At 65.8% G+C, this 14690-nt stretch carries 16 protein-coding genes; 5 read left to right on the forward strand and 11 right to left on the reverse strand.

The features are described 5' to 3' along the window. The first annotated feature begins 16 nt into the window (after positions 1–16). Complete coding sequence (locus tag ASE48_RS02350; RefSeq protein WP_057165371.1) at positions 17–1162, forward strand: GDSL-type esterase/lipase family protein; 1146 nt, start codon at positions 17–19, stop codon at positions 1160–1162. Position 1163: 1 nt separating this feature from the next. Here ASE48_RS02350 and ASE48_RS02355 read toward each other — a convergent pair whose 3' ends face one another. Continuing rightward, entirely contained in the window at positions 1164–4070 is a 2907-nt protein-coding gene (locus ASE48_RS02355; RefSeq protein WP_057165372.1) for an MMPL/RND family transporter, read from the reverse strand. Next, positions 4067–4498, reverse strand: a complete 432-nt coding sequence (locus tag ASE48_RS02360) for an MmpS family transport accessory protein (RefSeq protein WP_057165373.1) — start codon at positions 4496–4498, stop codon at positions 4067–4069. Before ASE48_RS02360 ends, ASE48_RS02355 begins: the two co-directional genes overlap by 4 nt. A 157-nt stretch (positions 4499–4655) precedes the next feature. Between ASE48_RS02360 and ASE48_RS02365 the strand changes: the two genes are divergently transcribed. After that, the gene (locus tag ASE48_RS02365; RefSeq protein WP_057165374.1) at positions 4656–5255 is read left to right on the forward strand and encodes a TetR/AcrR family transcriptional regulator; all 600 of its coding nucleotides are present in this window, start codon (positions 4656–4658) and stop codon (positions 5253–5255) included. A 16-nt stretch (positions 5256–5271) separates the two neighbouring features. Here the strand turns inward: ASE48_RS02365 and ASE48_RS02370 are convergent, their stop codons facing one another. Continuing rightward, on the reverse strand, positions 5272–5592 hold the full coding sequence (locus ASE48_RS02370; RefSeq protein ID WP_057165375.1) for an ArsR/SmtB family transcription factor: 321 nt from the start codon (positions 5590–5592) through the stop codon (positions 5272–5274). Further along, a complete protein-coding gene (locus tag ASE48_RS02375; RefSeq protein ID WP_057165376.1) occupies positions 5589–6071 on the reverse strand; it encodes an SRPBCC family protein in 483 nt (160 codons plus the stop codon). The genes ASE48_RS02370 and ASE48_RS02375 overlap by 4 nt, the downstream gene beginning before the upstream one ends. A 173-nt stretch (positions 6072–6244) precedes the next feature. On the opposite strand from ASE48_RS02375, the gene ASE48_RS02380 reads away from it, so the two are divergent. Beyond that, positions 6245–7042, forward strand: a complete 798-nt coding sequence (locus ASE48_RS02380) for a lysophospholipid acyltransferase family protein (RefSeq protein ID WP_057165377.1) — start codon at positions 6245–6247, stop codon at positions 7040–7042. Between the two features lie 47 nt (positions 7043–7089). Continuing rightward, on the forward strand, positions 7090–7299 hold the full coding sequence (locus ASE48_RS02385) for a DUF3072 domain-containing protein (protein WP_057165378.1): 210 nt from the start codon (positions 7090–7092) through the stop codon (positions 7297–7299). An 18-nt stretch (positions 7300–7317) separates the two neighbouring features. Here the strand turns inward: ASE48_RS02385 and ASE48_RS02390 are convergent, their stop codons facing one another. Together ASE48_RS02390 and ASE48_RS02395 are read right to left on the reverse strand one after the other, a co-directional pair. Then, positions 7318–7785 (reverse strand): SRPBCC family protein, encoded by a 468-nt coding sequence (locus ASE48_RS02390; RefSeq protein ID WP_057165379.1) that lies wholly within the window; start codon positions 7783–7785, stop codon positions 7318–7320. Positions 7786–7832: 47 nt separating this feature from the next. Next, positions 7833–9056 (reverse strand): oxygenase MpaB family protein, encoded by a 1224-nt coding sequence (locus ASE48_RS02395; RefSeq protein WP_057165380.1) that lies wholly within the window; start codon positions 9054–9056, stop codon positions 7833–7835. 142 nt (positions 9057–9198) lie between these two features. On the opposite strand from ASE48_RS02395, the gene ASE48_RS02400 reads away from it, so the two are divergent. Next, positions 9199–10080, forward strand: a complete 882-nt coding sequence (locus ASE48_RS02400) for a sialate O-acetylesterase (RefSeq protein ID WP_082613938.1) — start codon at positions 9199–9201, stop codon at positions 10078–10080. A gap of 6 nt (positions 10081–10086) precedes the next feature. On the opposite strand, the gene ASE48_RS02405 is transcribed toward ASE48_RS02400, so the two are convergent. The 5 genes from ASE48_RS02405 to ASE48_RS02425 are packed head-to-tail and all read right to left on the reverse strand — an operon-like array spanning position 10087 to position 14641. Further along, entirely contained in the window at positions 10087–11004 is a 918-nt protein-coding gene (locus ASE48_RS02405; RefSeq protein WP_057165381.1) for a TauD/TfdA dioxygenase family protein, read from the reverse strand. 18 nt (positions 11005–11022) lie between these two features. Beyond that, a complete protein-coding gene (locus tag ASE48_RS02410) occupies positions 11023–12093 on the reverse strand; it encodes a PhnD/SsuA/transferrin family substrate-binding protein (protein WP_057165382.1) in 1071 nt (356 codons plus the stop codon). 26 nt (positions 12094–12119) lie between these two features. Continuing rightward, positions 12120–12851: an ABC transporter ATP-binding protein gene (locus tag ASE48_RS02415; protein WP_057165383.1), complete on the reverse strand. Its 732-nt coding sequence runs from the start codon at positions 12849–12851 to the stop codon at positions 12120–12122. Next, positions 12838–13725, reverse strand: coding sequence for an ABC transporter permease (locus ASE48_RS02420; protein ID WP_235570637.1), 888 nt, complete (start codon positions 13723–13725; stop codon positions 12838–12840). The genes ASE48_RS02415 and ASE48_RS02420 overlap by 14 nt, the downstream gene beginning before the upstream one ends. Further along, positions 13703–14641, reverse strand: a complete 939-nt coding sequence (locus ASE48_RS02425) for a TauD/TfdA dioxygenase family protein (protein WP_057165385.1) — start codon at positions 14639–14641, stop codon at positions 13703–13705. Before ASE48_RS02425 ends, ASE48_RS02420 begins: the two co-directional genes overlap by 23 nt. Positions 14642–14690 lie beyond the last annotated feature (49 nt).

The raw sequence follows: 14690 nt of genomic DNA on the forward strand, positions 1-14690 counted from the left end.
ACGGAGCACTGCGGCCATGCCGGCCACCATCACCACCCCGATCTCGATGGACCTGTTGCGCGGCGCGTGCGAACTCGAGCCGACAGCGCACGGTCTGCTTCCACACCGGTTGCCCGGCTGGGCTCGTGCGCAATGCGCGGACCCCCAGCTGGCGATGGCCGAATCCCAGCCCGCTGGTTGCCGTTTGGTGTTTCGGACCCGGTCGACAGTGTTGGAGCTCGATGCGCTGCGCACCCGTCCGGCCTACCGCGGCCTCCCGATGCGCCCCGATGGCGTCTACGACCTGCTGATCGACGGCCGGCTCGCAGCGCAGGCCGGCCTGACCGGCGGCAACGTCCTGATGAAGGACGCCGCCACCGGTACCGAGGAACTGCTGCCCGGCGCACCCGGCACCATCCGCTTCGCCGATCTCCCCGATCGCCACAAGACCGTCGAGATCTGGCTGCCCCACAACGAAACCACCGAACTGATCGCCCTGCGGAGCGACCACCCGGTGGAACCCTGCCCCATCACCCGGCCCATCTGGCTGCATCACGGCAGTTCCATCAGCCACGGCTCCAACGCGCTTCACCCCACCGGTACCTGGCCCGCACTGGCCGCCGCCGGCGCCGACGTCGAACTGATCAACCTCGGCATGGGCGGCGCGGCCCTGCTGGATCCATTCACCGCACGCACAATGCGCGATACTCCGGCTGAACTGATCAGCATCAAGATCGGTATCAACGTGGTCAACGCCGACCTGATGCGCCTGCGCGGCTTCGGGCCGGCCGTTCACGGATTCCTGGACACCATCCGGGATGGCCACCCGACGACTCCGATCGTCGTCGTATCCGCCGTGTACTGCCCCATCCACGAAGATACCCCGGGACCGCTTGCCCCCGATTTCAGCAGCGGCACAATGGCATTCGTCGCAACCGGTGATCCTGCGGAGACCGCGGCGGGCAAACTCACCCTGGCCGTCACCCGTCGCGAGCTCGCGGCCATCGTGCATCAACGGTCGGCCGGCGACCCGCACATCCACTACGTCGACGGATTGACGCTGTACGGACCCGACGACTTCGCCGAATTCCCGCTCGCCGACAAACTGCATCCCGGCCCACAAGCTCATGAGCGGATCGGCCGGCGGTTCGCAGCACACGTACGCGCCAGAACCAGGCCGTGATTCAGGCCGGATCGTGTCCGTCGGTCTCCGGCGGTTCGGCCTCCAGCAGTCGCCGAACGACGGCGCGATTGCCGTAGGGCTGCAGCATCCGACTCGCGGGTCGCGGCCGGATGTTCAGTGGCCACCAGAACCAGCGGCCCAGCATCGCCGCGATGGACGGCGTCATGAACGACCGCACGATCAATGTGTCGAACACCAGGCCCAGTGCGATCGTGGTGCCGATCTGACCCAGGACGATCAGATCGCTGAACGCGAACGACGCCATGGTGGCGGCGAACACCAGCCCGGCGGCCGTGACGACCGCTCCGGTGCCGCCCATGGCGCGGATGATGCCCGTATTCAGTCCGGCGCCGACCTCCTCCTTGAACCGGGAGATCAACAGCAGGTTGTAGTCCGCCCCCACCGCGAGCAACAAGATGATCGCCAGCGCCGGGACGATCCAGTAGAGCTCGATGCCCAAGATGTACTGCCACAGCAGAACCGAGAGCCCCAGCGACGCCCCGAGCGACAACACGACGGTGCCGACGATCACCACGGCGGCAACCGCGCTGCGGGTGATGAAGACCATGATGAGCAGGATCAAGGCGATCGCCGCCAGCGCGACGATCATCAGGTCGTACGTCGAACCCTCCTGCACGTCCTTGTATGTCGAAGCGGTGCCCGCCACATAGATCTTGGCATCTGACAGCGGTGTCGCCTTCAAGGCATCGAACGCGGAATTCCGCAACGCATCGATGTGTGAAATACCCTCCGGCGTAGCGGGAGTGCCCTCGTGTGTGATGGTCATGCGCGCGGCCTTGCCATCCGGCGACATGAACAGTTTGAGGCCACGCTTGAAGTCGGCGTTGTCGAACGCCTCCGGCGGCAGGTAGAACGAATCGTCGTTCTTTGCGTCGTCGAACGCCTTGCCCAGTGCCGTCGCGTTCTCCAACGCCTCCTGACTCTGCGTGTTGGTGCCGCCGGTGGTGGCGTAATTCGATTGCAGCAGATCCCGATTGGCCTCCTGCACCTCGATCTGCGGTGGGATCAGGGATACCAGTTGCGGCTGCAGGGCGTTGAGCTTGTCCAGGCTGGCCGTGATCGTGCCGAACTGGTCGGCGAGTTGGGAGATGCCGTCGAGTGAGTCGAACACCGACCTGAGCGCCGCGCACGACGGTATGTCGAAGCAGTGCGGTTCCCAGTAGAAGTAGTTGCGCAGGGGCCGGAAGAAGTCGTCGAAGTTGGCGAGGTTGTCCCGCACCTCGTTGATGGTCTCGACGGTTTCGTGGAACGCCTGGACCTGTTCGTCGGTGGCGGCGGCGCTGGCCTGCTGGAGTCTGAGCTGCTGTTCGAGGATGTTGATGGACCTACTGGTCTGGTCCACCTGACTCAGGATGTCGCGGGCCCGATCCTCCTGATAGCTCAGGTTCATGATCTGACCGGCACTCTGCGCGCTGATCTGAAAGGGTATGGAGCTGTGCGTGATCGGTGTGCCCAGCGGGCGCGTGATGGACTGCACCAGGGCGATGCCCGGGGTGTGCAGCACGGCCTTGGCCACGCGCTCCAGAATCAGCATGTCTGCGGGGTTACGCATGTCGTGGTCGGACTCGAGCATCAGAAGTTCCGGATTGAGCCGGGCCTCGGAGAAGTGCCGTTCCGCCGCCGCATAACCGACGTTGGCCGGTGCGGTGTCGGGAAGATACGGCCGCCCGTCGTAGCTGATCTTGAGCCCCGGTAGCGCCAGAACGCCGATGGCGGCGATCGCCAGCGAGACGACCAGGATGGGGCCGGGCCACCGCACGATCGACGTGCCGATGCGGCGCCATCCGGTGGCGCGCACCTTGCGCTTGGGTTCCAGCAGGCCGAACCGACCGCAGATCACCAGCACGGCGGGCCCGAGCGTCAGCGCCGCCACCAATGTCACCAGGACGCCCAATGCGGCAGGCACACCCAGGGTTTGGAAGTACGGCAGGCGGGTGAAGTACAGACATGCCACTGCGCCGACGATGGTCAGGCCCGAACCGACGATGACGTGCACGGTCCCGCGGAACATGTCGTAGTAGGCCGCTTCGCGCTCCAGCCCCCGCGAACGAGCTTCCTGGTAGCGGCCGACCACGAAGATGGCGTAGTCGGTGCCTGCGGCAATCGCCAACAGCGTCAACAGATTCGTGGCGTAGGTGGACAGACCGATCACACCCTCGTGGGCGAGCGTCGCGACCACGCCGCGGGCCGCCATCAGCTCGACGGCCACCACCACGAGCATGATGAGCATGGTCACGATCGAGCGGTAGACGACGAGCAGCATCAGGGCGATGACCGCGAAGGTGATCGCGGTGACCATGTGGGTGCCCTCGTTGCCCACCTCGAAGTTGTCGGTGATCAGCGGCGCGGCGCCCGTCACGTACGCCTTGACCCCCGGCGGTGCGGGCGTCTCCTGCACGATGTTGCGGATGCTGTCCACGGATTCGTTGGACAGCGCCTCACCCTGATTGCCGCGCAGGTAGACCTGAACCAGGGCGGCCTTGCCGTCCTTGCTCTGCGAGCCGCCCGCCGTCAGCGGGTCTCCCCAGAAGTCCTGCACGTGCTCGACGTGGCGGGTGTCCTCGTTGAGCTTCTTGACGAGGACGTCGTAGAAGTCGTGCGCGTCCTGGCCCAGCGGGTTGTCGCCCTCGAGCACGATCATGGCCGCGCTGTCCGATTCGAACTCCTCGAACTTCTGCCCGATATGCCGCATTGCCATGATCGACGGCGAGTCAGATGCGTTCATCGCAACCGAACGTTCGGCGCCGACCACTTCCAACTGAGGGGAAAGCGCATTCGTCAGTACGGCGATGGCGACCCAGATCAGCAGGATCGGCAGCGCCAGCACCCGGATGAGACGGGCCGGCCGGGAGTGCACGAGCGGGTCCTGTTCGCGATGCTCGGTCATGCCGACTTGTCCAGGCAGGCGATGTATCCGTTCACGTTGCTGGTGGACCTCTCGTCCTTGACGATGTCGTTGACGGTGATCCGGCACGTGATCGGGGTGGAGTCGCCCTGCGCGCGCAGGTCCGCGAAGAGCGTCGGGTCGTCGGTGGTCAGATTGTGTGACCACGGCAGCGGGGCGTTGTCGACGCGCTGCGGCTGAGCATGCTCGTCGAGGAAGTTGATCGTGGCCGTCGAACCGGGGCTCCCGAGGACCTCGAAGAGGACGCGCTTCGGGTTATAACCGGTGTTCTCAAGGGAATCGGCGGCCGGTCGCGATGTCTCATCAGTCGAGCCGAAGACGCCGTGTAACCGGTACACGCTGAAAGAAACGATCGCTACGACGATCACGGCCACCAGTACCGTCCAGTGACGTTTCATCACACCGATCATCTGAAACCCACCACTGAGCAGCCCCTCGACTTTGTGACGCGCAAGGCCTGCCGCCCCTCGATCGGTTGACATCCAGCGGAAGCGCGCCCAGCGAAACGGTACGGTACCGTTCGGTGAGGTGCAACCGCTGAAATACCGAAGGAGACATGGAACTCTGATGTCGACCCATCGCGAGTCCACCGGCGCCAAACCGCGTTGGAACGAGCGCGAGGCCGAGCTACTCGCTGTCACGCTGCGCCTTCTGCAGGAGAACGGCTACGACCGGTTGACCGTCGAAGCGGTGGCCACCGAGGCGCGCTCGAGCAAGGCGACGATGTACCGGCGGTGGCCGTCCAAGGAACGACTCGTGCTCGCCGCGTTCATCGAGGGCACCAACTGTTCAGAGGTTGCGCCGCGTACTGGGTCGTTGCGCGGGGACCTGCTCCACATCGGCACCGTGATCTGCGAGCAGTCCTCCGAGCACGCCAGCACCATGCGCGCCGTCCTCATGGAACTCGACCGCAGCCCGGAACTGGCCGAGGCGTTCGAAACCGAGTTCGTCCTCCAGCGCCGCAAGGTGTTCGACGAGGTCCTTTCCGCCGCCGTCGAACGCGGCGAGATCGACGCCGAAGTGGTCACCGGTGAGCTCCACGATCTGCTCGCCGGTTACCTGGTTTTCCGCTTCCTCGTGTCGGGACGCCCCCCGACCAGGAAAACCGTGGTGTCGCTGGTCGACGACGTGCTCATGCCCAGCCTCACCCGCAACCGAAGAAGCTGACCGGGCCTCGGACGGCTCAGTCCTCGACGAACCGCCGCAACCGCTGAATGGCCTGATCCCAGCTGGCAGACAGCGTCGTCAGGTAGTCGCCGGCCGCGGTGAGCGGTTGCGGCTGCACGGTCCACACGCGCTCGCGGCCATGTTTGGCGCTACTGACCACCCCCGCCGCCAGCAGTAACTCCAAGTGCTTTGTGGCGGCCTGCCTGCTCAGCGAAATACCCTGCGCCACTTGCAGAGTAGATCGCGGCCCGGTGTCGCACAGCCCGATCACGATCCGCAGCCGGTTCGGGTCGCCGAGCGCATCGAACACCGATGCCACCGCAGTGGCGGAGGTCATGCGCCGGTTTCCAGGACCAGGTACTTGGCCACGAGCTGGACCTGGATGGCCCACCCTTCGCTGTTCCCCTGAAACGTCTTGTCCCGGTGCTCATCCGGCAGCGTGTCGAAGCCGGACTCCACGATCTGCAGAAGCACCCCGTCGCCGTCCTCGGTGAGCGTGAACTCCACCAAAGTGGTCAGATCCGCGAATTCGGGGCCAGGCAACGCATTCCACCGGAACGCGAACCGGCGCTGTGGCTCGACGCTGACGATCCACAAGGTCACCGGTTCACCGACGTAGGGGCGCTGCTTCTCCGCGATCTCGTCGTCGACCGACGTCTCGGTGATCCGCCCCGACACCTGTCCGCCCGCGACAAAGGGCCCGTCGATCTCCATGCCGAACCACGTCCCGAACTTCCGGGAATCGCTGATCGCGTCCCACACGCGAGCGATCGGTGCCTTCAGCAGCGCCTGCTTCTCGATCCGATCCGTACTCATAGGCAACCTCCCTGTTGCCTTTGAGTCGAACACAGACACGCCAATAAGGCAACCGTTTAGTTGCCTTATTTCTGGACGTCCCCGGGCATGCCGACGGTTGAAGTCGTCCGGGACAGGGCATCCCGCTCTGTGCGCCCGGTCACAACGTTGTCGGCGCGGACGGGGAAGCGGCCATGAGCGACACAGACAGCGAGATCGCCAAGTGGGATCCCTCGGTGGCACGCCGGATCAGCAATGTGATCGGGCCGATCGTCACGCGCTATTTCCGGGCGGAGGTCAAGGAACTCGCGAAAGTGCCTGCAGTGGGCGGTGCTCTGGTCGTCTCGAATCACTCCGGTGGTGTGCTCACCCCCGACGTGCTGATCTTCGCCCCGGCCTTCTACCACGCGTTCGGCTATGACCGGCCGCTACACATCTTGGCGCACTACGGGGTGTTGATGGGCCCGTGGGGTTCGGCGTTGTCGCAGGCCGGCGCCATCGAGGCCACCCCCGACAACGCGGCGGCAGCGTTGCGCTCCGATGCGGTGGTCTTGGTGTTCCCCGGCGGCGACTACGACGCGTTCCGTCCGTCGGAGTCCGCCAACGTCATCGACTTCGAGGGCCGCACCGGATACGTGCGCACCGCGGTCCAGGCGGGCGTGCCGATCGTCCCGATGGTGTCGATCGGCGGTCAGGAAACCCAGTGGTTCCTGGCCCGGGGCGACGGTCTGGCGCGACGCCTCGGACTGCACCGGATCCGGTTCAAGGCACTCCCCCTGACCTTCGGCCTGCCGTTCGGGCTGACCACCGTGCTGCCGGCGAACATTCCGCTGCCGTCCAAAATCGTCATGCGCGTGCTGGACCCCATCGACGTGACCGAGCAATTCGGCGACGACCCCGATATCGACGAGGTGGACGACCACGTCCGAACGGTGATGCAGCGCGCGCTGGATGAGCTGGCCCGCGATCGCCGGTTCCCCGTCATCGGGTAACTCGATCCCGAGGTTTCGAACATACTTGCGACGGGCATTCGTCGGTCATGAGCAATGACACGACACCAGCACCCCATGAGAACGCCGAGAAGGATCCGTCGCAGTGGGTGACGGGCGACGAACCGATGACGGGCGCACAGCGCAGTTACCTGCACACCTTGGCCCAGGAGGCCGATAGCGAGGTTCCCGAGGACGTGACAAAGGCCGAAGCGTCACAGCTGATCGATGAGCTTCAGGACAAGACCGGACGCGGCTGACCGACCCGTCTCAGGACATCAGGACGACGTTGTCTCGGTCGCCAGGCGGGCGAGGGTGTCCTCGAGCTGATCCTGCGTGACGAGCGGGAACTTCACCTTTTCGAGCAGCTTCTTGTCGGTGACCTTGGACCAGTCGTAGGTGTGGCGGACGAGCGTCTCGTCCGGGCCCTGCGGCTCCAGCTCCCACAACCACTCCCACCCGGGAGGCTCGGTGCCCGCGGGTGCGGTCTTCCAGGCCAACAGCTTGTCCTTGACGTACCCGGTCACGTGGTTGTCGGTTTTGTACTCGCCGCCCATGTGGTCGCCCTGCATGTTCATCGTGAACACCTCGCCGACCTTCTGAATCCGATCCGCGTGGTCCACGCTGCGGACGAACCCGGAGCCGTCAAGTGCCTGATGCTTCTCGGGGTTGGAAAGGATGTTGAACACCGCGTCGACGGGCGCGGTGATCGTTCGTTCGACGGTGACCTTTGCTTCGTTGCTCATACCCGCGGGGTGCCCAAGATGGCGGCGTTGCTAAACAACGACGGGCTTCACGCCACGCCCCTGCTCACGTGTGCCGCCGAATCCCCCACGGCCACCTGGCTTTCGCCGATCATGGTGCGAAGCAGCGTGGCCTGCTCGCGCTGCCCGCGACGCGCGGCACGGTCCATGCCGCCGGGTAGCGCCAGGTCCACCGCGCTGCGCGCCACGTTGACCGGCAATTTGAGCAGCGGATACCACGGCGGCACGAAGGCGGGAAGTCCCAGCATCCGCATCGCCCGCGGCCCCAGGAAGGCGCTGGTCACCGACAGATGCTGTGCCCGGGCCAGCCGTCGTCGCAACGCAGGCAAGCTCTCGAAATGCCAGGCCAGCGGATCGTCTGCCATCGGAGCGGCCAGCTGGCGCGTCGACTCGTCGGGCGCCGAGAGCGCGGTGAGGGTGTGGTATAGCACCCGGATGCCGCCGCGGAAGCTGTGCGGCAACCACTCGTCCTCGACGCCGATGAGCCAGCCGACATAACGGGTCAGATGCGCGACGGCATCCAGATCCTCAGGTGCGGTGAGGATTCCCATACCCAGACTCGCCGCCGGCGGGGCAATGAGCGCACCGATCAAGGTGGCCGCCATGTCGGTCTGGTTGACCGGCACACCCCACTCGTCGGGGCGCCAATCCGGCATCGCACCAACATGTCTGCGCACGAAGGCATGGATCAGCCGGACCCGGATGGTGGACCGGTAGCCGACCCCCAGTGGCTCGAGGCCGTCTTCGGCGATGACATCCATCGCCCACTGCATGGTCTCGGCAAAACGCTTGTTGGACCCCTTCTCCAGGGCGCCGGTGCGCAGCAGGGTCTTGTTGAAGCCGGAGAACTGGTATCCGCCCAGCAAGGACACATCGCGCGCCACATACATGCCATCGGCGCCGCCTCGTCGCATCGCTCGCTGCCCGCGCCGGATCAGCTCGGGATCGACCCACTTCGGCGGCGTCTCCACCGCGGAGAAGAAGTCCCGGAGCGGCTGCGGCGCTTCCGGCACACTCGCGATGCCTTCCGACAAGGCCCGGTCGAACAGCGGACGGGTCTGCGACAGTCCGGTGGCCACCATCCAGTCCAGCAGGCGATCCATCGGCTCGTCGCCGACCGTGAGGCGCTCCCCCAGCCGACGCCACTGCCGCTCATCCGGCTTGCCTATGCCCAGGCCAACGGCCAGCAGCTTGATCATGCCCGGCACCGGACGAGGTCCGGCGGGGTGCCGGGTCGGGACGCCCACAGTCATCGATGCTCCCCTTTGAGCGAATTTAGACAACGCATGTAGTCAGAAAAGAGTACGCGCCACTCGACAGGTGTCAACAAGCCGTGCCGCGCACACCTCCCGGGTTCAGATGTGGCGCAGTCGAGGCAGTTGTACTGTCCTGGCCATGCGCACGCCCCGCAATCCCGATGGCGACGCCCCGCTGTGGAAGCGGGCGGCCTTCGAGCTGAAATGCTTCGTCAAACGCCGGATCGCCCCGAAGGGCATCGCGGTGACGCCACCCGGCGAGCCGTACCTGGTGGTGCCGATCCTGGGCCAGTCCAACGCCTTCGGGATGGGCCTGCCGCTGGACCCGGAGGGAGCCGACAAACCACACCCACATGTGCACCAGTGGGCCAACAGCGGTCCGTCGAAGAACACCGTCATCCTTGGTGCGGACCCGCTGGTACACGAAACGCCCTCGCGCCGTGTCGGTTTCGGTGTGACGTTCGGGAAGGCACTGACCGAGGCGACCAACCGCGCGGTGCTCCTGGTGCCCTGCGCCCGCGGCGACACCTCGTTCCACCCGAAGAACGGCTACACGTGGGACATCGCGGACACCAAGACCCGGCGCAATCTCTACCGCGAGGCGGTCCGCTCCATCGACGCTGCGCTGGCACAGAATCCGGGCAGCACCGTCGCCGTCGTGCTGTGGCACCAGGGTGAATCCGATGTGCCGTTGACCCCCGGCCCGGAGTACCAGCGCAAACTGGATGCGCTGTTCGATGATCTGCGGGCCCGGTACGGCGGCGAGACGCCGATCATCCTCGGCGGCATGGTGCCCGAGGAGATGGAACTGAGCGGCAAGGACTACACGGTGATCAATGCGGTGCACGAGGACACCCCGAACCGTAAGCCGCGGACGGCGTTTGTGCCCGGCAATCGCAACTCGTTCAACAGCCACGTCGACCGGCACTACAACGCCGACGGCCTGCGCGCGCTCGGCCGCGACATGTGGCTGGCCTACGAGAAGCTCGACGCCGCCGCGCTGAAGGAGTACCGGCGCTGACCCATTTCAGTTGGCGTCGAAGGGCTCCCCGTCGAGTGCAGTGGAGCTACGCCCGTCCGGGCCGACGGGCACATCGCCCACCAGGGTCACCCGGTAGAGCCTGCGGTCGTGCTCCAGGGTCAGGTCGCTGGGTGCCAGGTGCACCGCAGACCGGTTGTCCCAGAACGCGATGCTGCCGGGCTCCCATTTGAATCGCACCGTGTACTCGGGTTTGGTCAACTCGTCATAGAGCAGCCCCAGCAGCCGGCGGCTCTCGTGCGGCGAGACGTCCACGATGTGTGTGGTGAAACCGGGGTTGACATACAACGCCCGCTCCCCCGTTTCGGGGTGCACCCGGACGACCGGATGCTCGCTGACCAGAGGTCGGCGGGCGACGCGTCGCTCATAGTCCTCGGTGGCGGTGGTGCCGTCCGGCGGCGAGAAGCGGTGCACGGCGCGAAGCTTGTCGGCGAGCCGGCGCACCGGTGCCGACAGTCCGTCGTAGGCCGCAACCGTGTTGGACCACTGGGTGTCTCCGCCGTACGGCGGTATCACCTCGGCGCGCAGGATCGATGCCGCAGGCGGGTTGATCGCGGCCGTCACATCGGCATGCCAGTTCGGCTTGTCGAACCCCCGGGTCGCGCCGTAGCGCGACGTGAATCGGTCCCGGAAGATCGGGTAGATGGTCGGATAGTGGGGGTCGGGGATCGAATCGAACAGCGGGTGCGCCGGGGTGGGCGCCCCGAACGCGGACGCGAACCGCAGGTGGTCGGCGTGGTCGATGAACTGGTCGCGGAAGAACACCACCTTCCACCTGAGCAGGGCGGCCCGGACCTGTGCGACCTGCTGCGTGTCGAGCGGTCTGGTGAGGTCGATGCCGTGGATTTCGGCTCCCGCCCAACCGGACTGCGGGCGAACGTCGATCGTCTGGGCTACCTGGGTCATGTGAGTGTGCCTTTCTGGTCAGGAGTCGACGGGTTTGGGCGTGACGCCGTCGAGTTCGTTCTGCGCTTCGACGATGGCGTTGTATCGGCCGTCCACGTACGGCGCGACATCGACATGGGTCTTGGTGGTTCCGGTGTCGAAGAGGCCGTCGGCCACCGTCTGGAACAGCCGCGTCGAATCGTCGTCGATCGGGTAGTACGACGCGATGCCGTCTTCTTCGTAGAGTTTCTTGCCCTGATCGAAGGTGATGCCCTGCTGCTCGACGTAGTAGGCGTTGATCCATTCGTCGGCGTGACTGTCCTTCCAGTTGTTCGCCGCGATGGCGCGGCCCAGATAATCGCCGATGGCCGCGACCTTGGCCGGGTCGTCCAGGGTGTCCCGGCGCACGATGAGAGATTGGATGCCGGTGTTGATGCCCTTGCCGTCACCGAGGATCGGCGGCTCCCCCAGTTGGTAGTACTGGTTGCCCAGCACGATGGCCGCCTCCACCGCACCGGCGGCGAACGTCGGCACGACCTCGGCGCCTGCGAGTTCCACGGGTTGAACATCGTGTTGGAGATCAAGGCCGTGCTGTTTCAGCAGCGCGGCGGTGACCATGTGCCGGCCGGAACCCGGCGGGTAGGCCACCCGTTTGCCGCGGAGGTCCTCGATGCTGTCGATGCCGCTGTCGGGCTTGGCCACCAGGAAGTAGCCGCCGCTGGTGCCGGGGTTGGCCTGGAGTCCGATGGTGACGATATCGGTGACGCCGCTGTCCACCGCGATGGGTACCGGTGCCTCGCCGATCGAGCCGATGTCGGCGGCGCCCGAGCGCAACGCCTCGATAACCGCTGCGCCACCGCTGAAGTCGGCGAACTCGACCTCATACGGCGCGTCCTTGCCGGCGTCGGCGAGGTTCCACGGCAGCGACTGGGTGGCGTTCTGCTCGGCGATGACGATCTTGGTGCCCGTGGGCACCTCGGAATTGGTGGCGATCTTGACCGAGTCGATGGCCGCGTCGGCATCACCGTCGTCGGACAGACCGCACGCCGAGACGATGAGCGGGACCAGCAGCAGCGCCGTCAGTTTCCAGCGCGCATGGGGCTGTGGCATGTCGTTTTTCCTTTGGGTTGAGCTGTTCAGAGCTGAACGTCGCCGGTGACACCGAGCTCGGTGAGCAGCCTGCGGCGCAGGGTGGCGAACTCGTGCGAGTCTCGCGCTCTCGGCGTGGGCACCTCGACGGCGGTGTCCAGCGATATCGCACCGTCGGTCAGTACGATCACACGGTCTGCGAGCAGGATCGCCTCATCGACATCATGGGTGACGAGCAGCACCGCCGGCTTGTGGCGTGCACAGAGAGCCACCAACAACCCGTGCATCTTGATCCTGGTGAGCGCATCGAGAGCACCGAAAGGCTCGTCGAGCAGCAGCAGCTCGGGTTCGCGAACCAGGGCACGGGCCAGGGCGACTCGTTGCGCCTCGCCGCCGGACAATGTCCGCGGCCACGCCCGTTCCTTATCGGCCAGATTGACTTCGGCCAGCGCCTTGCGGGCCTGCGCCCTGACTGACGCGGTCGCCGGCAAGCCGATCGAGACGTTGGTCAGTACCCGTTGCCAGGGCAGCAGCCGCGGATCCTGGAAGACCACCGCCTGTTTGCGCGGGACGCGGACGTCGCCGGCGAAGTCGCCGTCCAGCGCTCCGAGCGCGCGCAGAAAGGTGCTCTTGCCCGACCCGCTGCGACCCAGCAGGGCGACGAATTCCCCGGCCCTGATCTCCAGACTCAAACCATCGAGGACGACGTTGTCGCCGAATGTCTTTCGGACGTCACGGGCGACGACGACGGTGTCGGCTCCGACCTCAGTCGCCGTCATACGCGCGCCTCCAGGTGAGCAGCCGCGACTCCAGGAATCGGACGATCAGAACGGACACCAGGCCCAGGATGGCGTACACGGCGATCAGCACGAAGACGACGTCGATCTGGAAGTACTCCCTGGCATCGGTCATCATCCGTCCGAGACCGCGTTTGGCGTTGATGGTCTCGGCGAAGATCAGCGACAACCACGAAGCGGTCAACGCCAATCGCAGGCCGATCAGGAACCCCGGCAGCGAGCCCGGCAGAATCACCCGCCGGATCAGTTCCGCGCGGCGCGCCCCGAAAGACCGCGCCGCCTCCACCAGTCCGGCGTCCACGCTGCGTATCGCGCTGAAGGTGTTGATATAGATGGCCACCGCCACGGCCAAGGCGATCAGCGTGACCTTCGGGACCTCACTGATCCCGAACCACACGATCAGCAGCGGGACCAACGCGAAGTTCGGGACCGCCCGCAGCACTTCCATGTTCGCGTCCACGAAGTTCTCACCGACCCGCGACAGACCGGCGACCAGGGCGAGCGACAATCCGAGTGCGATGCCGAAGACAAGGCCGTACCCGACCCGCAGCACGCTGGTGAACAGGTGATCCTGCAGCGTGCCCTCGACGATCAGGTGGTACGCGGCCAGCACCACCCTGGTGGGCGGCGGCACGGTCCGTTCATCGAATATGCCGGTGGTGGACAGGACCTGCCACAGTGCGACCAGCAGAACGGGTCCGAGCATTCGCTGTGCCGCGCGCGGAACACGTTGCCGGCTTTGCCGTTTGGTGAACGCGGCACGCGGGTCCACCAGGCCGACGGGCTGCCCGCTGCGGTTCTTCTCTCTCGTCCTGGCGAGCACCGTCGCCATATCAGGCTGGTCCGAAGAACTCACCGGACAGGGACTGCGACTGTCGTCCGTCCACCCCGACGGGGATATCTCCCACCAAAGTGATCCGATGCAGGATGCGGTCGCCCTGCACATGCTCGAAGTCACGGGGCGCCAGGTGCAGCGCGGCCCGGTTGTCCCAGAACGCGACGCTGCCCGGTTCCCACTTGAATCGCACGGAGTACTCGGGGCGCGCGATCTCCTCGAACAGCAGGTCCAGAACATGCCGGCTCTCCCGCGGGGACAGCTCGACGATCTCACGCGTGAAGGACGGGTTGACGTAGAGGACGCGTTCACCGGTCACCGGATGCACCCGCACCACCGGATGGATCGATGCCAGTGGGTTGGTGCGCACGAGGTCGCCGATCTTCTCATCGCTCCGCTCGGCGGACACCGTTGCGCCGAAACGGTGCTCGGCGTTCAGCTCATCGATGAACTCCTGCACCCACCCACTGAGGCCCTGGTAAACGGCAGCGACGTTCACGAACTGGGTGTCCCCGCCGTAGGGCGGGACAGCTTCGGCCCGCAGGATGGAATGCGATGGCGGGTTGATCAACGGCGTGACGTCCGCGTGCCAGCCCGGGCCGTTCGGGCTCTGCTTCTTGCGGTATCGCGTGCCGTAGCGCTGGTCGTAGGCCGCGGGCGAGACGGTGTGGATCTGCGGGAAGCCCGCAGGCGCGGAATCACCTTCGTACGGGTGACCCGGCGTAACGTCGCCGAACTGGGCGCCGAACGCGATCTGGGCGGCATGGTCGAGCGCCTGGTCCCGGAAGAACACCACCTTCCAGCGGTTCAGCGCTTCGTTGATCGCTGCGATGTCCTCAGCCGCCAACGGCGCTGTGAGATCAACCCCGGTGATCAGCGCGCCCGCCCACCCGGACAGTGGTGTGACCTGCAATGCCGTATCGGAAACAACCGTCATCGGGCCCTCCCCCTCGAAAGTGTCTGTGAATACCCCTGATCGACGTTAA

It is taken from the genome of Mycobacterium sp. Root265, assembly GCF_001428895.1.
Lineage (GTDB): Bacteria > Actinomycetota > Actinomycetes > Mycobacteriales > Mycobacteriaceae > Mycobacterium.

Bases quoted from the DNA above. Each gene is read 5' to 3' on its own strand.
- ASE48_RS02350 (WP_057165371.1), top strand. From the start codon at position 17: ATGCCGGCCACCATCACCACCCCGATCTCGATGGACCTGTTGCGCGGC.
- ASE48_RS02355 (WP_057165372.1), bottom strand. From the start codon at position 4,070: ATGACCGAGCATCGCGAACAGGACCCGCTCGTGCACTCCCGGCCGGCC.
- ASE48_RS02360 (WP_057165373.1), bottom strand. From the start codon at position 4,498: ATGATCGGTGTGATGAAACGTCACTGGACGGTACTGGTGGCCGTGATC.
- ASE48_RS02365 (WP_057165374.1), top strand. From the start codon at position 4,656: ATGTCGACCCATCGCGAGTCCACCGGCGCCAAACCGCGTTGGAACGAG.
- ASE48_RS02370 (WP_057165375.1), bottom strand. From the start codon at position 5,592: ATGACCTCCGCCACTGCGGTGGCATCGGTGTTCGATGCGCTCGGCGAC.
- ASE48_RS02375 (WP_057165376.1), bottom strand. From the start codon at position 6,071: ATGAGTACGGATCGGATCGAGAAGCAGGCGCTGCTGAAGGCACCGATC.
- ASE48_RS02380 (WP_057165377.1), top strand. From the start codon at position 6,245: ATGAGCGACACAGACAGCGAGATCGCCAAGTGGGATCCCTCGGTGGCA.
- ASE48_RS02385 (WP_057165378.1), top strand. From the start codon at position 7,090: ATGAGCAATGACACGACACCAGCACCCCATGAGAACGCCGAGAAGGAT.
- ASE48_RS02390 (WP_057165379.1), bottom strand. From the start codon at position 7,785: ATGAGCAACGAAGCAAAGGTCACCGTCGAACGAACGATCACCGCGCCC.
- ASE48_RS02395 (WP_057165380.1), bottom strand. From the start codon at position 9,056: ATGACTGTGGGCGTCCCGACCCGGCACCCCGCCGGACCTCGTCCGGTG.
- ASE48_RS02400 (WP_082613938.1), top strand. From the start codon at position 9,199: ATGCGCACGCCCCGCAATCCCGATGGCGACGCCCCGCTGTGGAAGCGG.
- ASE48_RS02405 (WP_057165381.1), bottom strand. From the start codon at position 11,004: ATGACCCAGGTAGCCCAGACGATCGACGTTCGCCCGCAGTCCGGTTGG.
- ASE48_RS02410 (WP_057165382.1), bottom strand. From the start codon at position 12,093: ATGCCACAGCCCCATGCGCGCTGGAAACTGACGGCGCTGCTGCTGGTC.
- ASE48_RS02415 (WP_057165383.1), bottom strand. From the start codon at position 12,851: ATGACGGCGACTGAGGTCGGAGCCGACACCGTCGTCGTCGCCCGTGAC.
- ASE48_RS02425 (WP_057165385.1), bottom strand. From the start codon at position 14,641: ATGACGGTTGTTTCCGATACGGCATTGCAGGTCACACCACTGTCCGGG.